The sequence below is a fragment of the Corynebacterium sp. MSK041 genome (assembly GCF_030232265.1).
Taxonomy (GTDB): domain Bacteria; phylum Actinomycetota; class Actinomycetes; order Mycobacteriales; family Mycobacteriaceae; genus Corynebacterium.
In genome coordinates, this window is record NZ_JASPJK010000004.1 from 1 (window position 1) to 21,486 (window position 21,486).

General features: G+C 60.3%; 18 protein-coding genes and 1 tRNA gene. 8 read left to right on the top strand and 11 right to left on the bottom strand.

What is annotated here, in order from left to right; genetic code table 11:
• The first annotated feature begins 335 nt into the window (after nucleotides 1–335).
• Nucleotides 336–411 (top strand) — tRNA-Arg (locus QP968_RS04930).
• A 62-nt stretch (nucleotides 412–473) separates the two neighbouring features.
• Here the strand turns inward: QP968_RS04930 and QP968_RS04935 are convergent.
• The 5 genes from QP968_RS04935 to QP968_RS04955 all read right to left on the bottom strand — a co-directional run bounded on the left by QP968_RS04935 (nucleotide 474) and on the right by QP968_RS04955 (nucleotide 4,196).
• On the bottom strand, nucleotides 474–1,520 hold the full coding sequence (locus tag QP968_RS04935; RefSeq protein WP_284855303.1) for a Fic family protein: 1,047 nt from the start codon (nucleotides 1,518–1,520) through the stop codon (nucleotides 474–476).
• 295 nt (nucleotides 1,521–1,815) lie between these two features.
• Nucleotides 1,816–2,103: a glutaredoxin domain-containing protein gene (locus QP968_RS04940; RefSeq protein ID WP_284855304.1), complete on the bottom strand. Its 288-nt coding sequence runs from the start codon at nucleotides 2,101–2,103 to the stop codon at nucleotides 1,816–1,818.
• A gap of 5 nt (nucleotides 2,104–2,108) precedes the next feature.
• Entirely contained in the window at nucleotides 2,109–2,618 is a 510-nt protein-coding gene (locus QP968_RS04945; RefSeq protein WP_284855305.1) for a dihydrofolate reductase, read from the bottom strand.
• Nucleotide 2,619: 1 nt separating this feature from the next.
• Complete coding sequence (locus QP968_RS04950; RefSeq protein ID WP_284855306.1) at nucleotides 2,620–3,426, bottom strand: thymidylate synthase; 807 nt, start codon at nucleotides 3,424–3,426, stop codon at nucleotides 2,620–2,622.
• Entirely contained in the window at nucleotides 3,423–4,196 is a 774-nt protein-coding gene (locus QP968_RS04955; RefSeq protein ID WP_284855307.1) for a 3'(2'),5'-bisphosphate nucleotidase CysQ, read from the bottom strand. Before QP968_RS04955 ends, QP968_RS04950 begins: the two co-directional genes overlap by 4 nt.
• A 357-nt stretch (nucleotides 4,197–4,553) precedes the next feature.
• On the opposite strand from QP968_RS04955, the gene QP968_RS04960 reads away from it, so the two are divergent.
• From QP968_RS04960 to QP968_RS04975, 4 genes are read left to right on the top strand one after another with little or no spacing between them, the layout of a single operon-like run.
• Nucleotides 4,554–9,248 (top strand): ATP-dependent helicase, encoded by a 4,695-nt coding sequence (locus tag QP968_RS04960; protein ID WP_284855308.1) that lies wholly within the window; start codon nucleotides 4,554–4,556, stop codon nucleotides 9,246–9,248.
• A 57-nt stretch (nucleotides 9,249–9,305) separates the two neighbouring features.
• The gene (locus tag QP968_RS04965) at nucleotides 9,306–9,548 is read left to right on the top strand and encodes a type II toxin-antitoxin system Phd/YefM family antitoxin (RefSeq protein WP_284855309.1); all 243 of its coding nucleotides are present in this window, start codon (nucleotides 9,306–9,308) and stop codon (nucleotides 9,546–9,548) included.
• The gene (locus tag QP968_RS04970) at nucleotides 9,548–9,967 is read left to right on the top strand and encodes a type II toxin-antitoxin system VapC family toxin (protein WP_350309332.1); all 420 of its coding nucleotides are present in this window, start codon (nucleotides 9,548–9,550) and stop codon (nucleotides 9,965–9,967) included. The genes QP968_RS04965 and QP968_RS04970 overlap by 1 nt, the downstream gene beginning before the upstream one ends.
• On the top strand, nucleotides 9,960–10,790 hold the full coding sequence (locus QP968_RS04975; RefSeq protein WP_284855310.1) for a DNA-formamidopyrimidine glycosylase family protein: 831 nt from the start codon (nucleotides 9,960–9,962) through the stop codon (nucleotides 10,788–10,790). The genes QP968_RS04970 and QP968_RS04975 overlap by 8 nt, the downstream gene beginning before the upstream one ends.
• A 102-nt stretch (nucleotides 10,791–10,892) precedes the next feature.
• Here the strand turns inward: QP968_RS04975 and QP968_RS04980 are convergent, their stop codons facing one another.
• From QP968_RS04980 to pgi, 3 genes are read right to left on the bottom strand one after another with little or no spacing between them, the layout of a single operon-like run.
• On the bottom strand, nucleotides 10,893–11,513 hold the full coding sequence (locus QP968_RS04980) for a DedA family protein (protein ID WP_284855311.1): 621 nt from the start codon (nucleotides 11,511–11,513) through the stop codon (nucleotides 10,893–10,895).
• Between the two features lie 15 nt (nucleotides 11,514–11,528).
• Complete coding sequence (locus QP968_RS04985) at nucleotides 11,529–13,016, bottom strand: glutamate-cysteine ligase family protein (protein ID WP_284855312.1); 1,488 nt, start codon at nucleotides 13,014–13,016, stop codon at nucleotides 11,529–11,531.
• 57 nt (nucleotides 13,017–13,073) lie between these two features.
• On the bottom strand, nucleotides 13,074–14,738 hold the full coding sequence (pgi, locus tag QP968_RS04990; protein ID WP_284855313.1) for a glucose-6-phosphate isomerase: 1,665 nt from the start codon (nucleotides 14,736–14,738) through the stop codon (nucleotides 13,074–13,076).
• Between the two features lie 79 nt (nucleotides 14,739–14,817).
• Between pgi and QP968_RS04995 the strand changes: the two genes are divergently transcribed.
• Nucleotides 14,818–15,138, top strand: a complete 321-nt coding sequence (locus tag QP968_RS04995) for an antibiotic biosynthesis monooxygenase family protein (RefSeq protein ID WP_284855314.1) — start codon at nucleotides 14,818–14,820, stop codon at nucleotides 15,136–15,138.
• Between the two features lie 6 nt (nucleotides 15,139–15,144).
• Here the strand turns inward: QP968_RS04995 and QP968_RS05000 are convergent, their stop codons facing one another.
• A complete protein-coding gene (locus QP968_RS05000) occupies nucleotides 15,145–15,453 on the bottom strand; it encodes a chorismate mutase (protein WP_284855315.1) in 309 nt (102 codons plus the stop codon).
• 81 nt (nucleotides 15,454–15,534) lie between these two features.
• On the opposite strand from QP968_RS05000, the gene pcrA reads away from it, so the two are divergent.
• On the top strand, nucleotides 15,535–17,862 hold the full coding sequence (gene pcrA / locus QP968_RS05005) for a DNA helicase PcrA (protein ID WP_284855316.1): 2,328 nt from the start codon (nucleotides 15,535–15,537) through the stop codon (nucleotides 17,860–17,862).
• Between the two features lie 9 nt (nucleotides 17,863–17,871).
• Here pcrA and QP968_RS05010 read toward each other — a convergent pair whose 3' ends face one another.
• Both QP968_RS05010 and QP968_RS05015 read right to left on the bottom strand, forming a co-directional pair.
• Complete coding sequence (locus QP968_RS05010; protein ID WP_284855317.1) at nucleotides 17,872–18,552, bottom strand: M23 family metallopeptidase; 681 nt, start codon at nucleotides 18,550–18,552, stop codon at nucleotides 17,872–17,874.
• A 282-nt stretch (nucleotides 18,553–18,834) separates the two neighbouring features.
• A complete protein-coding gene (locus tag QP968_RS05015) occupies nucleotides 18,835–19,569 on the bottom strand; it encodes a M23 family metallopeptidase (protein ID WP_502870912.1) in 735 nt (244 codons plus the stop codon).
• A gap of 426 nt (nucleotides 19,570–19,995) precedes the next feature.
• On the opposite strand from QP968_RS05015, the gene QP968_RS05020 reads away from it, so the two are divergent.
• A complete protein-coding gene (locus QP968_RS05020) occupies nucleotides 19,996–21,480 on the top strand; it encodes a cell division protein PerM (protein WP_284855318.1) in 1,485 nt (494 codons plus the stop codon).
• The last annotated feature ends 6 nt before the right edge of the window (nucleotides 21,481–21,486 follow it).

Consider the following 21,486-nt stretch of genomic DNA (forward strand, 5'->3'; position numbering starts at 1 on the left):
TGACTCACAATGAACATCCTCTCCTACGGACACAACATCCGTACAAGTTGGGTGTCCACTAAACGAGGGTAACCTCAAACAAGGGACGTGCAATCATCTCGCACTCTGTTTTTGATGATGGAATTGAAGCCACCATTTATAACGTAGCCGCTGAGAAGAACGGCGCGTACGTCAATGTCGTGATCAAAGACGACTCACAGGAATCTATCGACGCCGCCAACGCCACACTCGACCAGGTGCTGGCGCGACTCTAATCCTGCCCTGGGCGACCGTATCGCTTTTGCCGATGGCTTCTTTCACGCAGCAGAAGTGGTGCGGTAACGTAGTTATCCGTTGCCCTAGTAGCTCAGTGGATAGAGCACGGCTCTCCTAAAGCCGGTGTCGGAGGTTCGATTCCTCTCTGGGGCGCCATGTGAAGTCTCGAGACATAGTTCCGGTTATGTCTCGGGGCTTCGTTTGTTTTGGTGCACGGGCTAGACCAACCCGAGGAGCTCGAGTCCCTTCGGCGTTAGTTTCATCTCAAGGGGACGTTTCTTCACCGCAGTGACATAGTGGAGATCTTCTAGTTCTACGACCTGCTCACGGACCGTGTTCCAGGAGCGATTGAGATAATGCTGTAGTTCGTTCATTGCCACCGGTGCATCGGGGCCGAAGAGTTTTGCTTGGCCGAGAATGAAGAGAATTTGGGCTTGGTAATCGGGGAGTTCTTCCTTCATTACCTTCTCACGCAGGGACGAGAGTGATCTCAGCTTCTCCGACAAAGACTCATCTAGTTGTCGTTGGGCATCAGTCAGGATATTGAGCATGCTCATCAGGAAGAAAGTACCCTCACCTCGGTTGAGAGGGACTTCTACCTGCTCGAATGCTTTGTAGTATTTGTTGCGTTGCTGTGAGAATTGGTGAGACATCGATATCGCTGTCGGGGCGGACAGGGCATCGATCAAGGCAAAGGCCAACAGGAAGCGGCCGATGCGCCCGTTGCCGTCGTAGAACGGGTGAGTGTATTCGAACATGAAGTGCCCCATCAGGGCGTTTACTAGACGGTGGCTATCCGACGTCTGCGCAGCAAGAAAAGTTTTGATTCTTGCCACAATCTCGTCCTCGTTCGCCGGAGCGGTGTGAATCTGTTTCTGGCCGTCGTGAATCGATACCGAATGCGCACGGAATAGTTGACCATCGGGTTTGTCGGGATTGGCAATCTCGTTGGTCAGAAGTTCGTCGTAAAGCGATCGAAGCGCTTGAGGCGTTTGAGGGAAGACCGGCTCCTTGTCGCGAGGAAAGAGCAGTGAGGAGTAGAGGGCTGCCATTTCGCGGAAACGTTTGTGGGCGGTGGTCCGCGGTTCTTTGAGCGCTTCTGCGATTTCCTGTTGTGTCGAGTGGATACCTTCGATGCTGTTTGTGGCCTTGATTTCTTCAATGAGGAGGCCGTTGAGATAGTGGCTTTTGGCTACGTCTGGGAGCGATGTCCATTTGGGAGCGATGCGTGACTCGTTGTCCCATACTCGTTCAAGCGCTTCCACAACATCGTTTGTATGAACAACAAACAGGGGGTAATCGCCCACATTGAAGTCCCACGTGAGTGTCGACGGCGAGGAAAGTCGCAGCTCGTGCTGCTCTTGAGCTATTTTTCACCGTTTTGGTGGCTATGAAAGACCTGTTTTAGCTGCTTGTAGTGGGTCATGGCGCGATATTCCCAGGTGGTTCGATTGCAATTTAGAGACCCATCTTAAGCCTCTATCTTTCAAAAAGCGCGATTTTTGAAAGATAGAGCGCCGTTCGCGCGCTGTAAATTGCAGTGGTTCAAACTCAGGTCTACTAGCTCAGATCCGCGAGCTTGGCTAGCACGTCAGCGGCCGGCGGGTTGGTAGCGTGGGGGCCGTCGGAGTAGAGGACGGTGGGCACGATGCGGTTGCCGTCGTTGACCGACTTGATCCACTCGTCAGCGTCCACGCCAGGTGCTTCGACGTCAACGATCTCCACTGCGCCTTCGGGCAGTTTCGCGCGGCGCAGATCCGCGATGAGGCCGGTGCAGTACGGGCACCAAGACGTGGCGAAGACGGTGACGGGTGCTGTCGTCTCAGGGGTTTCAGGGGTGTTAGCCACGGGGGTTAAGCCTTTCGTTCAAAACGTTGGAAGCGGTAGCGCAGTGGGGAAAAGTCAGTGCCATTGAAAGTCACGTGGCCGCGCTCAGAGGTGAACCATTCGGTTTCGTGGACCAGCTCAAATTCCGCCGGGATGCGTGGGGCGTGGACGGGGGTGGGGAGGTGGGGGAGGGAGACGTCGATAAGCGTGCGCTCAATGATGTCAACCTCGTCGAGCGCGGCTTCGTAGAGTTGTGCCCCGCCCATGATCCATGCGTCGACCTGCAGGTCGGGAAGGTCGCGGGAGACGAATGCGCCGTCGGACCATTCGCCAGGCTCGCGCGAGGAGACGACGTGATTCGGGCGGCCTGGCAGTGGCCTGAACGGCAGCGACTCCCACGTTCGACGGCCCATAATGACGGGGCTGCCCAGCGTTGTTTCCTTTAAGTGTTTGAGGTCCTCCGGCAGACGCCACGGCATGTCTTTGCCATCGCCGATGACACCGTCGAGGCTTTGCGCCCAGATTGCGCCGAGCATGCTAGACCGAGACCTTCGCGGTGATCGTCGGGTGCGGGTCGTAGCCCGTGACCGAGATGTCTTCGAAGTCGTAGTCGAAGATGGACTCCGCCTTGGTCAACTCCAGCTGCGGGTACGGGCGGGGCTCGCGGGTCAGCTGCTCTTTGACCTGCTCAATATGGTCGTTGTAGATGTGGCAGTCGCCGCCGGTCCAGATGAGCTCGCCGACCTCCAGGCCCGCCTGCTGGGCGAACATGTGGGTCAGCAGCGCGTAGGACGCAATGTTGAACGGCACGCCGAGGAACATATCCGCGGAGCGCTGGTAGACCTGCATGGACAGCTTGCCGTCGGCGACGTAGAGCTGGAACAGCAGGTGGCAGGGCATGAGTGCCATCTTGTCCAGCTCCGCCACGTTCCACGCGGAGACGAGGTTGCGACGGGACTCCGGGTCCTGGGTGAGAAGGTCAAGGGCATTCTGAATCTGATCGATGTGCTGGCCATCGGGTGTGGGCCAAGAGCGCCACTGCACGCCGTAGACCGGGCCGAGTTCGCCGTTCTCGTCCGCCCACTCGTTCCAGATGCGGATGTTGTTTTCCTGCAGCCAGCGCACATTCGAGTCACCCTTGAGGAACCACAGCAGCTCGCCGACAACGCCCTTGAAGTACACCTTCTTGGTGGTCAGCAGGGGGTAGGACTCGGCCAGGTTGTAGCGCAGCTGCTTGCCAAACAGGCTGATCGTGCCCGTGCCGGTCCGGTCGCTCTTCGGGGTGCCGGTTTCTAGAATCTCCCGCAGCAGGTCCTCGTAGGGGGTGTTAATCGTCTCTGTCACTTTACAATTCCCTCGTAGCTGCCGTGCTCTTCCTTGTAGGTGGCAGCATGTTCCAAAATTTCGTCGGCGATTTCCGGGCGGCAGATCAACAAATCAGGAATATACGTGTCTTTATTGTTGAAGCGTACTTCCGAGCCATCCAGCCTTGTCGCGTGAAGGCCAGCTGCCTTAGCGACGCCCACCGGCGCCGCCTGATCCCACTCATACTGCCCACCCGCGTGGATGTATGCGTCGTAGTCACCGAGCAGAACGTGCATCGCCTTCGCGCCCGCCGAACCGATGCCGGCGGCCTCGAATCCCATCTTCTCGGCCACGTACTTGGCCACCGCGGGCGGCCGGTTGTGGGACAGTGCGATCTTCCGGGACAGCGGGCCCGACACGTGGCGCACGTCGGAGGACTTAAACACCACGCCCAGATCCGGCAGGCCCACCGCCGCATGGATCGGGACGCCGTCTTCTACCAGCGCAATGTGCACTGCCCAGTCTTGCCGGCCAGTGGCGAATTCCTTCGTGCCATCCAGCGGATCCACGATCCACACTCGGGTGCAGTCCAAGCGCGACAGGTCATCCACCGCTTCCTCCGATAGGAAGCCATCCTCCGGGCGGTGCTGCTCCAGCACGCGAGCGATCCAGTTCTGAGCCAAGTCATCGCCCGCCTCACCGAGCTCCCGGCCCCGCAGCAGGCCGACGCCACGAATTCCCTTCAGGATCTCGCCTGTTCCTTGCGCAATGAGGTTGGTCAACCGTGAGTCCGAATACGTTGCCGTCATGGCCTAGACCTTACCGCTTCTCGAGGTATGCCGTAGTTGTGTGGGGGCGCGGTGACGCGTTCTCTGGGTGGCTTGCTTCGTCTGAGTGCTTGCTGGTTAGCCTCGGCTGAGCCGCTGCCCTGCAAAGTGCAATGAATCAACTGCAATGAATGAAGTGCAATGAATCGAGTGGAAGGGGCCGTCAGCAATTTCTTGCGGTGGCGCCACCTGGCTTATTTGAAAACGTTTATTGGGGTTTGCGTTGTGGGGGGGGGTGGAGCGAGGCGGGAACATAACACTTAACTTCCCACATAACATCCCACAAGTGTTATGTAGTGGGAAGTTAGGTGTTATGTTCTTCCCGGTTAAGGTGAACACGTGTCTGACAACCCTTCCAACCACTCCGTGAGCGGGGATTCTGGTCGCGTGCTCGACCGCTTCCACCCGCAGGTGGCAACGTGGTTCGAGGAAGTGTTCGCCGCGCCGACCCCAGTGCAGGAGCAGGCGTGGCAATCGATCTCGGAGGGGGAGAACACCCTCGTCGTTGCCCCGACTGGTTCCGGTAAGACACTCGCGGCGTTTTTGTGGTCGCTCAATTCGATGGTGAATCGCGCCGGGCAGCAAGCACTGCATTTCGACGACAATGTGGCTCTCCAGCGAAGCTCTCAAGGGACGCGCGCTGGCGTCAAAGTTCTGTACATCTCCCCGCTGAAAGCCCTGGGCGTCGACGTGGAGAACAACCTGCGCGCGCCACTCACCGGAATTGCCCGTGTGGCACAACGCATGGGGTTGGACATGCCGGATGTTTCGGTGGCGGTGCGCTCCGGCGATACCCCGCAGGCGGAACGCAACCGGCAGACGCGTAAGCCGCCGGACATTCTCATCACCACGCCGGAGAGTCTCTACCTGATGCTCACTTCCAAGGCAGCGGGAATCCTGAAGACGGTGGATACCGTCATCGTCGATGAGATCCACGCACTCGCGGGAACGAAGCGTGGTGTGCATTTGGCGTTGTCGCTGGAGAGGCTTCGTCGACAAGCAGGAAACTTCCAGCGCATCGGCCTGTCCGCGACGGTGAGGCCGCTCGACGCGGTGGCGAATTTCTTGGGCGAGCGCACCACGATCGTGAACCCGCCCGCGGAGAAGAAGTGGCAGCTTGACGTGCACGTGCCCGTCCCTGACATGAGCGACCTGCCCGTGCCGGAAGAGGGCTCGCCGATCGGGGGAGCGGTTATCAGCGTTGACTTGGACCTCGACGCCCCACCACCCACCCCAGGGCAGTCCTCGATCTGGCCACACATTGAGGCACAGCTGTACCGGGAGGTCATGGCGCATCAGTCGACGATTGTGTTTGTGAACTCCCGCCGTACCGCAGAGCGCTTAACCAGCCGGCTCAATGAGATCTGGGCGGCGGAGCACGACCCGGAGGCTCTCAGCCCGCAAACAAGGCGACCGCCGGCGCAGCTCATGAAAGCAGCAGACGTTGCTGGCAAAGCCACGCCCGTTATTGCGCGGGCGCACCACGGCTCCGTGTCCAAAGAGGAGCGCAAGACCACGGAGACCGCGCTGAAGGAGGGCACGCTTAAAGCGGTGGTGTCCACCAGCTCGCTGGAGCTGGGCATCGATATGGGTGCGGTGGACCTAGTCGTGCAGGTGGAATCCCCACCATCGGTGGCATCCGGCCTACAGCGCGTGGGACGCGCCGGGCACTCAGTGGGTGCAGTTTCCGAAGGCTCGTTTTATCCCAAGCACCGCTCTGACCTAGTGCAAACAGCAGTGACTGTTCCCCGTATGCGGCAGGGGCTCATCGAGGAGCTGCACACCCCGAAGAGTCCACTGGATGTGCTTGCCCAGCAAACTGTCGCGGCCGTCGCGGTGGAAGACCTGGAGCTGGATGATTGGTACGAAACCGTTACCCGCGCCTGGCCCTACCGTAATCTCGCCCGCGAAGTCTTCGACGCGGTCATCGACCTGGTCATCGGCATTTACCCCTCCACTGACTTCGCGGAACTGCGTCCCCGCGCAATCCTCGACGGCACCACCCTCAAAGCCCGCCCCGGCGCGCAGCGCGTCGCCGTGACCAACGCCGGCACCATCCCGGACAGGGGCATGTTCGGCGTTTTCCTCGTTGGAAACGAGGAAAAGGGAGCAGCCCCAAGAAGAGTCGGTGAACTCGACGAGGAGATGGTCTACGAGTCCCGCGTCGGTGACGTGTTCACCCTCGGCGCATCGAGTTGGCGGATTGAGAACATCACCCGCGACCAAGTGCAGGTTAGCCCCGCGCCGGGCCACACGGGTCGCCTGCCGTTCTGGACGGGCGACGCGCTGGGCAGGCCATACGAACTCGGTCTGGCGCTTGGCGCATTCCGCAGGGAAGCGAAAAGCGATCCCACCATCATCGACGCGAGCCTCGACGAGTACGCCCACGACAACCTGCTCAAGTACCTCGACGAACAGGAAGAGGCCACCGGCATCGTGCCGGATGAGAAGACGCTGGTGCTTGAGCGCTTCACGGACGAGCTCGGGGATTGGCGCGTGGTGCTGCACACGCCGTTCGGTAAGGGAGTCAACGCGGCGTGGGCGCTAGCCACCGGATGGCGGGTCGCCCAAGAGACCGGCATGGATGCCCAGGCAGTCGCGGGGGATGACGGGATTGTGTTGCGGTTGCCGCAGGGGGAGAGGGAACCGGATGCGTCGATATTTGCATTTGATGCGGATGAGATCGCGGACATCGTCACCGAACAGGTAGGCAATTCCGCGCTCTTCGCGTCGCGTTTCCGTGAGTGTGCCGCCCGCGCACTTCTCCTTCCGCGCCGCAACCCGGGCAAGCGCGCGCCGCTATGGCAGCAGCGTCAACGCGCGGAGCAGCTTCTGGACGTCGCCCGGAACTACCCCTCTTTTCCCATCATCTTGGAGACTGTCCGCGAGTGTCTCCAGGACGTCTACGACCTGCCCGCGCTGCAAGACGTCATGCGTAACCTGTCCACTCGTCGCCTGCGTGTGGCGGAGGTGACCACGGATCAGCCGAGCCCGTTCGCTTCAAGCCTGCTGTTCAATTACACCGGCGCGTTCATGTACGAGGGCGACACTCCGCTCGCCGAGAAGCGTGCTGCGGCGCTGGCGCTCGATCCGTCGTTACTTGCAAAATTGCTGGGCACTGTCGAGTTGCGCGAGCTTCTCGACGCCACCGTGATCCAAGAAGTCGACCACTCCCTCCGCCGTCTGGGCAAGGCCGAGACCTCCGAACAGTTCGCGGACACGCTGCGCATCGTGGGGCCGGTCCCGGTGGATGAGCTCGCGCAATATACCTCCGTCCCGCGCGTGGCACTCCAAGATAGCCTGGGCAAACGCATGATGGCCGTGCGCATCGGCGGCCGCGAGCACCTGGCCCAAGCACTCGATGCGCCTTTGCTTCGCGACGGCCTCGGCGTCCCCGTCCCACCCGGCATTCCCGCCCAAGTGGCCACCATTCCTGATGCGCTGAGCCAGCTGGTCAGCCGCTGGGTGCGAACCCGCGGGCCGTTTACGCTGCGTGATCTTGCTTCTGATTTTGGTCTGTCGGTGGGTTCCTCCTACGAGGCGCTGAAGCACCTCGTAGGAGAGGGCAAGGTCATTGAGGGGCGTTACCGCCAGGGCGTTGATGAGCAGGAATACATGGGTGCGGAAGTCCTGCGCATCGTGCGCTCCCGCTCCCTCGCGGCTGCCCGCGCGCAGACCCGCCCCGTGTCCCAGTCCGCGTTGGGGCGCTTCATACCGGCGTGGCTCAACGTCGCACCAGTTGGTGTTCGGCCTCCTCTCCGCGGGCCGGACGGCGTGTACAGCGTCATCGAGCAGCTCGCCGGTGTGCGTCTGCCCGCCAGCGCGTGGGAGTCCATGATCTTGCCCAGGCGGGTTGGTGACTATTCCCCGGAAATGCTCGACGAGCTCACCTTGTCGGGTGAAGTCCAGATCGTCGGCGCGGGCAAAGCCGGTGCGCGCGACCCGTGGATCATGCTGCTGCCCGCCGACTACGCAGCGCAGCTCATCCCCGTGCCGGAAGAACCTCTTCTCAGTCTCACCCAACAGCAGGTGATGGAGAAGCTCAACGTCGGTGGCGGCTACCTCTTCACGGACTTGCTTGGTCCCGCCAGTGAGGCCATGACCACTGCCGAGGAGCTCCGTGAATCCCTCTGGGACCTCGTTGAAGCCGGACTCATCGCACCGGATTCCTTTGCGCCGATCCGTGCCCGCCTAGCTGGCGGTAAACACGGCAAAACCGCCCACCGCGCGAAGCGCCGGCCGTCCCGCAGCCGTATCCGCTCTGGACGCACGAGCTTTGCCACGGTCACCCCACCGGACATGATCGGCCGGTGGGCCGCCACCCCAGCCCCAGATACCGACCCCACGCAGCGCTCTCTCGCGCATGGCGAGGCCTGGCTGGACCGCTACGGTGTGGTCACCCGCGGCAGCATCGTCGCCGAAGACGTTGTTGGCGGATTTGCCCTTGCCTATAAATCTCTTTCCGGATTCGAAGAAGCCGGAAAGGCCATGCGCGGCTACCTCGTCGAGGGGCTCGGTGCAGCGCAGTTCTCCACCCCCGCCACCATCGACCGGTTGCGAGGCCACCAGGACTCCGACGACCTCGTCGGCTGGCCCTCCGGCACGAAAGAACCCAAGGTCTACGTGCTGGCGGCCACTGACCCCGCCAACCCCTACGGCGCTGCACTTCCATGGCCCGAAACCGGTCCCACGCGCTCAGCCGGAGCGCTCGTCGTGCTTATAGACGGCCTCCTCGCCGCCCACATCACCCGCGGCGGCAAAACCATGACCACCTTCTTCGACGGCTTCCCCGACGGTACTGGCACCGAAGACGAACTGCTCACCATGGTTGTGAGGGCTCTGACGGATGTGGTGGGGGAGGGCAGGATGGGGGCGGTGAACGTCGAAAAGCTTAATGGCGAAGCTGCGTTCAAGCTGAAGAATTATGGTGCTGCTGCCTCCCCGCGCGGCGCGAAAATCGGCGGGCGAGCTACCGCGGCACCCAAGCGACGGGGGAGGAGCATTACGGAAGCGCTCGAGGAGCTTGACCGTTGACTGTCCCATTAACTGGACGTACGGTGTAGTTACGTTACTACTAGAAGGGGGTGCGTGATGGCACAGACGATGTCCGCACGAGAGTTCAACCAGGAGCTCAGCAGAGCGAAGCGGGAAGCGCTTGAGAATCCCGTCATCATCACTGACCGTGGTGCACCATCCCACGTGCTTATGTCCTACGCTGAATATAAGAAACTGACTCGTTCGCCCGAAAGCATCGTGGAAAAACTGCTCATTGATGGCCCGGTTGACACGGATTTTGAGAATGTCGGTCTTGGTCTACGGCCGGTTGAATTCTGATGTACCTTCTTGACACAAATATCATCAGTGAATTTCAAAAATCCCAGCCCAATGAAGGTGTTCTGCACTGGGTCAGGAAACACGATGAATCTGCATTGTATTTGTCTGTCATTACGGTAATGGAAATCGAGATTGGCGTTCGTCGGCTCGAACGTCGCGATGCGGAGCGAGCCCACCGGCTTCAGCGCTGGCTAGATGGAGCAGTGCTCGAAGCCTTTCAGGGGCGAATACTCCCCATCGACCTTGAGGTTGCTCGGCGATGCGTTTTCAACCATGTCCCAGATCCCGCGCCAGAAAGAGACGCTCTTATTGCTGCGACGGCTTCAACTCATGGTTTAACCGTTGTCACTCGGAATGAAAAGGACTTTCGGAGGCTGGGGGTTCCTGTCCTCAACCCGTTCAAGGAGTCGCATGCCTGAAGGCGATTCGGTGTATCAGCTGTCAAAGCGGCTCCAGTTCATGACGGGCCGTGAGGTCACGCGGTGCTCACTACGCGTTCCGCGCTTTGCCACCGTCGACTTCTCCGGCATGACCGTGGAGCGCGTCTGGCCCTACGGCAAGCACCTGTTCATACAGTTCGGTGCGGATGGCCACGAGCCGCAGATCCTGCATACCCACCTGAAAATGGAGGGCTCCTGGTCGGTTCATCGTGCCGGGGCGCGCTGGTCCAAGCCCGGGCACACCGCACGTGTGGTGCTGCAGCTCTTTGATAGAGGCGGGGACATCGAGCTCGTTGGCCATTCTCTGGGCTTGGTTGATGTGTTCCCCGCCCGCTCCTTTGATCTTGAGATGGGCTACCTTGGGCCGGACCTCTTGGCCGCGAACTTTGATATGGACGAGGCCGCCCGCCGGATTCTTGTTGATCCGTCACGTGAAATCGGACGCAGTCTGCTGGACCAACAGCGGGTGGCGGGGATTGGCAATGAGTACCGCGCCGAGATCTGTTTCCTCGGCGGGGTGCACCCGGCGCGCACCGTGGCGGAGGTCGGTGAAGACGGCGTGATCGAACTTCTGCGTATTGCCCGGCGCCTCATGTGGGCCAACAAAGACGAGGTCAAACGTGTAACCACCGGGGTGAAGCGCGCTGGTGAGACCAGCTACGTGTTCGGCCGGAACAACAAGCCCTGTCGCCGGTGCACCACGTTGATTGAACAGGGGTTCCTTGGCGGGCAAGGGGACTTGGAGCGCGTGATCTGGTGGTGCCCGATGTGCCAGCCGGCCCCTGATACCTGGGGTGGGTGAAGGATTTGGGGCTAAACGGCCCCGGCCGCACGCAAAACCCCAGGTCGTGCAAAATCTAACCCAGGTGGGTGTGCAAATCCTTCACCCGAAAGCAAAGGTTAACTACCCCGCCTGCTTTTCCTTCACGTCGCGCCTAATGAAGTACACGAGGAAGCCGAGCATCACCAGGATCAGTAGAACATAGACGACCTTGGAGTACTGGTCGATGTAGGTGGTCACGGCTTCCCAGTTGTCGCCGAGCGTGAAGCCCAGGTAAATGAGGATGAAGTTCCACACGGCGGAACCTAGGGTGGTCCACAGGCCGAAGGTGAGCAGATTCATGCGGTCCAGGCCGGCGGGGATGGAAATGAGTGAGCGGATGCCAGGGATCAGGCGGCCAAACAGAATGGATGGGCGGCCGTGGCGGTCGAACCATTCGAGGGACTTGTCCACGTCAGAGGCCTTGACCAGCCACATCCAGTCGGCGATGGCGCGCAGGCGTTCCGCGCCCAACCATGCGCCCACGCCGTACAAAATGTAGGCGCCCACCACTGACCCGATGGTGGCCCAGATGAACACCGCGCCGAAGCTCAGCGAGCCCTGGGCGACGGTGAATCCGCCGAGGGGCAGGACAACTTCGGAGGGGATGGGTGGGAAGAGGTTCTCAAGCAGGATGGCAATGCCGACGCCGGGGGCGCCGAGCGTATCCATGAGGCCGACAATCCAATCGATGATGGCAGACATGAGGGATAGTCTGCCTTACTGGACGTCAGTGGACCATGAATGAACCGGCGTGCCTGACTTCTGATTTTCGAGGTAGAGGGCAAGCATCTGTGCCAGAGCTGACTGACGCTCAGGCGTGTCAGGTTTGGTCCCAGCGCCGAGTTTGTCTAGAACATCCAGCTGCCAAGTGGCGCCGTTCTGGCGGTTCCAGGCGCGACCTTCGATGATGCCCAGGTATTTCTCGTTGAGGTCCTCATCGACCTTGAGCATTCGCAAGCCTTCGTGGGCTTGGTCGAGGAGGTGGTTGAGCACGAGATTGGAGACATCGATGCGTCCCAGGGTTGGCCACACCATGGTGGCGCCGATGCCGTCGCGGGCGCCGTCATAGAAGTTCGCGCGGGCGTCCTCGAAGGTGAGGCGGGACCAGACGGGGCGGGTTTGCTCGCCAAGGAATTTGACCAGGCCGTAGTAGAAGGCGGCGTCGGCGATGATGTCGGCGGTGGTGGGTCCGGCGGGCAGCAGGCGGTTTTCCACGCGCATGTGGGACAGTTCCAGCGAGGGATCATAAATCGGCCGGTTCCAGCGCCACACGGTTCCGTTGTGCAGGTTGAGGTAGTGCAGGGCGGGACTGTTGCCGTCCATGATGGGTTTGCCGGCGGCGGTGCGCGATTCGGGGATGAGTGGTGAAAAGTACCGCACGTTTTCCTCGAAAAGGTCGAAGACGCTGGTGATCCACCGTTCACCGAACCACACGCGTGGGCGCACGCCTTGGTTGACCAGGACGGCGGTGCGGGTATCAATGGACTGTTTGAACACCGGGATACGCGATTCGTGCCACGTGCGGTGCCCCATGAACAGGGGAGAGTTCGCGCCCAGCGCTACTTGCACGCCGGCGATTGCTTGGGAGGCATTCCACGCGTCGCGGAAACGGTCCGGCGCAACCTGAAGGTGCAGCTGCATGGAGGTGCAAGTGGATTCCGTGGCGATGTCGTCGAAGGTGGCGCGGTAGCGTTCTTGCCGGGAGACGTCGATATGCACGAGCTCACCGCGCGCTTCCAGTACCATGTTGGACAGTGCGGCGTAGCGGTTTTCGGGGGTCATCCACTCGTCGCTTTGTAGGTAGTCGGTGGTGACGGTGGGCAGCGTGCCAATCATCGCGACCTGCGCGCCGGCCTTCTGCGCCGCTGAATTCACGGCCGCGAGCCGCGCATCCAGCCCCTCATGCAGTTTCCGTAGCCCGTCCCCCGTGAGCGCGAGTGGCGGGTGGTTGAGCTCCACGTTGTAGCGGCCGACTTCGGATTGGTACTCGTCGGACAGATCCTCAAGCACGGCCTCATTGCAACCAATGGGAGCCATATCGTCGCCCACGAGATTGAGCTCAAGCTCTAGCCCAATCGTTCCGTGGTCGACGAATTCGGCTTCCTGGAGGTGGCGGTCAAAGCTTTCCAGGTCATCGAGCAGCAGCTGGCGGTAACGCGTCCGCTGCTTGGGGGTGTAGGTATCACGTGAAACGGCATCGCCCATGCTGGTTTAGCCTATCCGTCGCTGGTTAAAAAATTGGTTTTCCCCAGCGGTTTTGATTCACGCGTGGTTGCGGTACCAGGTGATCAGGTCATCGGTGGAGGAGTCCCCGCTGTTGGGTGTTTCCTCACCGGACACGGCCGCTGCCAGCTCATTGGCCTGGGCTTTGCCCAGTTCCACGCCCCATTGGTCGAAGGAGTTGATGCCCCAGATCACGCCCTGCGTGAACGTGATGTGCTCATACAGCGCGATGAGCGCGCCCAACACATGCGGCGTGAGCTCGTCCGCGAGGATCGTCGTTGTCGGTCGATTGCCAGGCATCACCTTATGTGGGGCCAATTGCTTATCGACGCCCCCCGCTTCTACCTCTTCCACCGTCTTCCCAAACGCCAGCACCTTGGTCTGCGCAAAGAAGTTGCCCATGAGCAGGTCGTGCATGGAGCCTTCACCCGTAGCGGTGGGCAGGTCTTCCTTCGGTCGGGCAAACCCGATGAAGTCCGCGGGGATCATGGAGGTGCCTTGGTGCATGAGCTGGAAGAAAGCGTGCTGGCCATTGGTTCCTGGTTCGCCCCAGAAGACCTCGCCGGTGGCGGTGGGGACCGGTGAGCCGTCGATAAGCACTGATTTGCCGTTGGATTCCATGGTGAGCTGCTGCAGGTACGCGGGGAAGCGCGAGAGGTCCTGCGAGTAGGGGAGCACTGCGTGTGTGGCGGCGCCGTGGAAATTGCGGTACCAGATGTTCAACAGGCCCATGAGAGCTGGGATGTTCTCGCGGATATCGGTGGTGCGGAAGTGCTCATCCATCGCGTGGAAGCCTTCGAGGAAACGCATGAAATCGAGGGGCCCGATGACGGCCATGAGGCTCAGGCCGATCGCGGAATCGACGGAATAACGGCCACCGACCCAATCCCAGAATGGGAACATGTTCTCCGTGTCAATGCCGAATTCCGCGACCTTCTCCGCATTCGTGGACACAGCGACGAAGTGCTTAGCGATGGCCGATTCATCCCCATCAAACTGCTCCAACAACCAGCGCTTGGCGGCATGGGCATTGGAAAGGGTTTCCTGGGTGGTGAAGGTCTTGGAAGCGACGATGAACAGCGTCTCGCCCGGATCGGCGTGATCAAGAACACTCACCATGTCCGCCGGATCAACATTGGAAACGAACTCCGCCGTAATGCCTGCGGTGGCATAGGTGCGCAGCGCCTTGGCCGCCATCGCGGGGCCCAAGTCTGAACCACCGATACCAATGTTGACCACCTTCTTGATGGTGTGGCCCGTATGCCCGAGCCATGCGCCGGAACGCAGCTTGGAGGCGAAATCCCGCATGCGGCCGAGAACCTCGTGGACATCGGCGGCGACATCCTGCCCATCCACGACAAGGTCCTCCTCTGCAGGCAAACGCAATGCCGTGTGAAGCACTGCGCGGTCCTCAGTGCTGTTGATATGAGCACCCCGGAACATCTGCTCCGTTGCGTGCTTCAAGTTCGCCTCTTCTGCCAGGGCCACGAGTGCATCAAGGATGTCCTCATCCACCAGGTTCTTGGATAGATCCACGTGGAGGCCTGCGGCGTCAAAGGTGTACTTCTGTGCGCGCTGCGCATCCCGGTCAAACAGCTCACGAAGAGTCATTGCCTGCTTCTCGGCGTGGAGCTTCTGCAGGTTCTTCCATGCCTGTGTTCGGGTGATATCGCGGGAAGGTGTGGTGGCGGAGGAATCAGTCATAGCGTGTCCTTGGGAGCTGATCATCGGCGAAAAGAATGTGCCCCTCCAGATTAGTGAAATTTTGGGACATAATGGGGCCATGAGCATTGTCAAAATCAACGCAATCACTGTCCCCGAAGGTGCTGGCGAGAAACTCGAGGAACGCTTCCAGGCACGCAAGCACGCTATTGACAGCCAGCCTGGCTTCGAAGGTTTCCAGCTGCTGCGCCCAGTGAAGGGGGAAGACCGCTACTTCGTGGTCACCCGCTGGGCTGACCAGGAATCCTACGACGCGTGGTGGGCCGGTGAAGGCCAGGCCGCACACGCCAACAAAGAAGGAGAGCAGCCCCGCAAGCCGGTAGCTACCGGTGCAGAGCTGCTTGAATTTGAAGTTGTCCTGGACTCACTCGAACGGGACTAAGGGTCTCTATCCTAACTTGCCTCGCCCCAGTCTGAGCAGGATTGCGGCGAGGTTTGGTCCTTCTTCTCCCAGTTCATCCCGGAACTGGTTGATGATGGCCACTTCACGGGTGTGCACCAAGCGGGTGCCGCCTGAGCCCATGCGGGTTTTGCCGATGGCTTGGGAGATCTCGGAGCGACGCTTCACTGCATCAAGGATTACACGGTCCAGCCGGTCAATTTCCTGCCGGTACTGTTGAATCTCCGCGTCCGACAACGGGTCATCCGTGCCCGACGGGTACCTGATCTCAAACTGCTCCTCGCCCTTAGCGCTCATAGCCTTCTATTGTGCCATGTGCCTGCAAGAACTAGCGCAGGGAGGGCAGTGTCGCACCTGCCTAGTACGGTGGTAGCCATCATGGGAACTGACTTAACTTTGGGGCTGAACCCGCAGCAGAAAGCTGCGGTGGAACATTCTGGCTCGCCGCTGCTCATCGTGGCCGGTGCAGGCTCGGGCAAGACTGCCGTTCTCACGCGGCGAATTGCTTATCTTTTGCAGGAACGCGGTGTGGCACCGTGGGAGATCCTGGCCATCACATTCACCAATAAAGCTGCCGCTGAGATGCGGGACCGTGTTGTGAGTTTGATTGGCCCGCAGGCGGAGCGGATGTGGGTGGCCACGTTCCACTCCGTGTGCGTGCGCATTCTCCGCCAGCAAGCGCAGCTTGTTCCTGGTTTGAACAGTAACTTCACTATTTATGACAGTGATGATTCGCGCCGGTTGCTGGGCATGATCGCTAAAGAGATGAACCTGGATCTGAAGAAGTTCTCTCCCCGTGCACTGGCTAATGCGATTTCGAATCTCAAGAATGAGCTCATCGGCCCCGAGGAAGCACGAGCGAAAGCCACGACGACGAAGAATCCGTTTGAGGTGACCGTGGCTGCTGTGTACTTGGAGTACCAGCGGCGTCTCCGCGGGGCGAATGCGGTGGATTTTGATGATTTGATTGGGGAGGTCGTCGCGCTGTTCAAGCAGCACCCACCGGTGCTTGAGTATTACCGCAGGCGCTTCCGCCACGTGCTGGTTGATGAGTACCAGGACACCAACCACGCGCAGTACGAGCTCATCCACACGCTGGTGGGGGATGGGTCCCAGGCGCCGGAACTCGCGGTCGTGGGCGATTCGGATCAATCCATTTATGCCTTCCGCGGTGCGACGATTCGGAACATCGAGGAATTTGAGCGGGATTACCCCAATGCCACCACGATTCTGCTGGAGCAGAATTATCGCTCGACCCAGAACATCCTCGCCGCTGCTAATGCTGTGATCTCTCAGAACGTTGGCCGGCGCCCTAAGAAACTATGGACGGACCTGGGGGAGGGGGAGAAGATCATTGGCTACGTTGCGGATAATGAGCATGATGAGGCGCGGTTCGTCGCTAGTGAGATTGATTCGCTGACCGATCGCGGTGCGCAGTACTCCGACATCGCGGTGATGTACCGGACGAATAATTCCTCGCGCGCTTTGGAGGACATTTTCATTCGCGCTGGGATTCCCTACAAGGTCGTGGGCGGCACGCGCTTCTACGAGCGCCGTGAGATCCGTGACGTCATCGCGTACCTGCGCGTGCTGGAGAATATCGATGATGACGTGAGTATGCGGCGCATTATCAACGTGCCTAAGCGCGGTATCGGGGACAAAGCCCAGGCGATGGTGGCGCTGCATGCAGAAAACCAGGGAATCAGCTTCGGCCGTGCACTGCATGACGTCGCATCCGGAGAGGTACCTGGCGTGGCATCCCGCACCGCGAATGCCATCGGTGGATTCGTGGAGATGATCGACGGGCTCATCGCTGAGATCCCAGAACTGCTCAATGAGGTCACTGGCATGCCGGACCTCGGCGGACTGGTGGCACGGATTCTGGATGTCACCGGATACAAGGCAGAACTGGAAGCGTCCAATGATCCACAGGATGGCGCGCGCCTAGACAACCTCAACGAATTGGTCTCGGTGGCGCGCGAATTTTCCTCGGATGCTGCCAACCAAATGGCATATGCGGCGATGCCGGGCGATGAACCAGCTGATGTGGCGGAAGGGGAGCCCGCGCCGGGTTCACTGCAGGCTTTCTTGGAACGTGTGTCCCTGGTGGCTGATGCGGACCAGATTCCGGATGAAGGCCAAGGCGTGGTCACCATGATGACCCTGCACACTGCGAAGGGCTTGGAATTCCCCATTGTCTTTGTCACTGGTTGGGAAGACGGGCAGTTCCCGCACCTGCGTTCTTTGGGGGATCCGGCAGAGCTGGCCGAAGAACGCCGTTTGGCATATGTAGGAATCACCCGCGCGAGGCGGAATCTTTACCTCACGCGGGCGATGCTGCGTTCGTCCTGGGGCAGTCCGGTAACCAACCCCGCCAGTCGCTTCCTCGCAGAGGTCCCGGAGGACCTCATCGACTGGCGTCGGGTGGAGCCGGAGCGCTCCTTCGACAGTGGATTCTCGGATGCCTGGGGCACACCGACAACACCACGCAAACCCATGCGGACCCGCAGCGGCGGTAGCCGCATGAAGGTCAACAAGAATTTGGATCTGGCTAAGGGGGACCGCGTCAACCACGCTAAGTACGGGTTGGGCACGGTCATGAGCGTTGATGGATCAGGAGCCAGGGAGACCGTCACCATCGACTTTGGTTCCAGCGGAACCGTGCGTCTCATGCTCATCGGCGGTGTGCCGATGGAGAAGCTCTAAGACACTGCTCTAGATGGTGATACCGCGCTCCGCGAACCACGGCACGGGGTCCACCTGCGTTTGGCCATCCGGCAGGATCTCAAAATGCAGGTGCGGTCCGGTAGAACGGCCCTCATTACCCATCTGGGCAATCTGCTGACCGGCAGTCACGCGCTCACCCACGCTCACGTTGAAGGAATGCACGTGGCCGTACACGCTGATGGAGCCATCATCGTGGCGCAGGCGCACCCACTTGCCAAAGCCCTGGGCAGGACCAGCGTTGATCACGGTGCCGTCCATGACTGCCTTGATGGGGGTGCCAATGCTGTTGGCGATGTCGATACCGCGGTGGACGGAACCCCAACGGGGGCCGAAGCCGGACGTGAAGCGCCCCTCAGTGGGCATCACGACGGTTTGGCCAGACGGGGCGACACCAGTCTGCGGGGTCACCGTATTGGTGGACACACCAGGGGTGGCTTCCGCTTCGTTGTACTGCGGCAGAATGCGCGGGTCGTACACGATGCTGTAGCCGGCAGCGGAGAACGTGGCGCCCTTGGTGAAGATGTCATCCAGAGCCTTGCCAAGGTCCGGCAGGGCAGGGGCCAGGCCATCAATGGCTTGGCCGTTGACGGAGACAGTGAAGGCATTGGCGGGCAGAGCCGCGAGCGGAATGGCCAGAGCCATAGCGCCGGCGATCAGTCGTTTTTTCATGTCGTCCTTTTAAGAGATTGAGGGAAACATGTGAAAGTTTTCAACTCGGAACATGCTATCCGTGTGCTCTCCCTTGATCAATGGCTATTTATGACAGTTGACGTGCGAAATTAGATCGCGCGTGCGAATGTTTCCGGCAAAACCGCTGGGTAACAGAGTGGCCAATGTTGTAAATGTTACTGATGTGATAAAGTCTCACGGGGGTAAAAACAGGGGGTGAAAAAGAAAATCCTCCGTCCCGGAAGCGGGAGGAGGATGAGAGTCTGTGCGGCTTTAGAGGTTTTAGAGGCTGATGCCTCGCGCGGCGAGCCATGGTGCCGGGTCGATTGCATCGCCACCAGCTGGGTGGACCTCGAAGTGGAGGTGGGAGCCGGTGGACCAGCCACGGGAGCCCATGCCGGCGATGCGCTGGCCGGCGCGGACGGTCTGGCCGACGGAGCACTCGATGGTCTCCATGTGGCCGTAGAGGGTGATGGTGCCGTCTTCGTGGCGGATGCGGACCCAGTTGCCGTAGCCGCCAGCCGGGCCAGCATCGATGACAACGCCATCGGCGGCAGCGAGGATCGGGGTGCCAACGGCGTTGGCAATATCGATGCCCTTGTGGAAGGAGCCCCAGCGTGGGCCGAAGCCGGAGGTGTAAGCGCCTTCAGCAGGCTTGACTGCGAGGGGCGCGCGGGCAGCCAGGTCGGCGGCGATGCGCTCCTTGTTGTATTCAACGGCCCGGCCAAGCTGCTCGGCCAGGTTGTCCACTGGCTTGTACTCGCTGATGGCCAGGATCTGCGGGACAGACGCTGGGTCGATGTTGGGGATGTTTGCGTTGGGGTTCCCCACGGCCGCCGGGCTGTTAGTGTTGGCAGCGCTTGCGACGGCTGCGCCACCGGTGGTGACTGCGCCTGTGGTCAGGGCCACCATTGCAATGCGTCCCTTGTTGGGGCTCTGCTTACGGTGCTTGCCGCCAGTGCGGTTTGCGCGCGAAGAGTTCAACTCAAAAACCTCGTCAGATCGTCTTTCGGTCACGGGGGTTTGACAGCGGAGTGTTTCCCCACAACATAAACGGTTCGTTCCGTAATCGTAACCTAGTTGTTATCTACTCGCCGTAACGATAGTCACCGCCGGAACGTTAAGCAAGCTCTTATTGATAATTTATTATTTTCGTTACATGACCCCGTCCCAAAGCTGTGACCGGCATGAATTCACGCCAGTTCACATAAGTCACAGGGGTTTCGGGGTTCTTGGGTTTATGCGTCGAAAAGCTTCAAAGGCGAAAACTTTCTTGTCGTTGAGCGGGCACTATTTTTTATGCGGTGATTTCCGGCACAGCCAACGTGACGCAGTTCAAGGCGGCAGTAAAGGAGTGCCGAAACGGGGGTGTTTGGGCTTTCACGACCCTAGGGCCGTGTCCCATCCACCCCGAGACTGGTTGGAGTGGAAGAGTTGGCGGTGATGAGTAACAAGTCCAGTCCGCCTTCGAGGTCCTCGCGCACATCGCCGTCTGCTCGCCGTCGTCCGCGAGTAACGCGTGCTGTTGATGCTGCGCGCACTGACACTGCCCCTGACGTACCTACGACGATGAAGGAGCGGCTCCGCCACTACCTTCCGTTTGTTGGTGTGCCGAATATGGTGTTGGTGCTCGGCATCGCAGTGTTGTGTTTGAGCACGATTCTGCTCAGTGGAAGCCGTCCGGCAGCGCTTCCCGCAGCTATTGCGGAGACGTGGTTTGTGCTGCACGGCGTGCCCGTGACCTATGACGGAGTCACGCTTGGTGCGATTCCGTTGCTGCCCGCGGTTGGTGTGGCTGCGCTGATCGCGTGGCGTGTACGCGCGGCCACCAAGGATCGCGTGAGCATTCTTGACCTTTATGCCATCGTTGGCCTGGTCATCCTGATTCCGTTCACGCTGTCCGCCATCGCGTGGTTCATGGTTGCGGATGCATCGGCTGTTTTCCCAGTGGCGCCGCCGGCTGTATATAAGGGCCTGTTCATCCCAGTGTTCATTCATCTCGTGGGCATGGCATTCGGCATGAGCGCGAAATTGTGGACGGCACTGTGCCGTCGTGTTGGGGTGCCCACTGAATTCGTAGGTAGCACCGTGGCCACGATGAATCTTGCGCTTCGTCTGCTTGCTGCGGCGACCGTGGTTTTCTTGGTTTTGCTCGCGTTTGGTGCACCCCGGATTGGGGAGCTGCTCGATGCGTACCCCACTTTGGGTGCCAGTGGGGGAGCCGGACTCATTCTCGCGAGCGTTCTGTATCTGCCTAATGCAGCAGTGAGCACCCTCGCTGTTCTATTTGGCACACCTATGTCTATCGCAGAAGGTTCTGTCTCCCTGTTCGGTGCAGTCGTGCCACCACTGCCGCCGATGCCACTTTTTGCCGCTATTCCCGGCCACGTCGCCGCGTGGGCACCGGTATTCCTCATCGTTCCGGCGGCCGTGATCATTCACTTCTTCATCCGCCGTCGCCTCGGCGGGTTCGACGTCGCCGTTGCCGCCGCATGGGCCGCTATTCTTGCGCTTCTTAGCGGCCTGCTCGCCGGCGGAAACGTCGGTGCGTATGGCTGGATCGGCCCCACACCGTGGATCTTCGCTCTCGCGGCCGCCGCATGGGTTGGTGGAATCGCAGGTGTTGCATGGCTCGTTGCTTCCTTCACGCGCCCAGAGGTTGAGGAAAAGGTCGAGGAAGAGGAGATGTTTGACCGCGAACTCGACGACACCCCTGCCCCCGCAGAAGAGGAAACCGAGGAGGCGGAGACTGAAGAAGAGCCCAAGGAACCTGAGGTAGAGGCTGAGGCGCAGCTGGAAGAAGAACCGGAAGAGGAGTCTGAGGAAGAGCCGGATGCAGAGCCAGAGGAAGAGCCTGCGGCGGAACCGGACGAGCCTGCTGATGAATCCGAGAGCGCTGAAGAGGGTGCACAGGAGGAGAGGGGCTAGACTCGG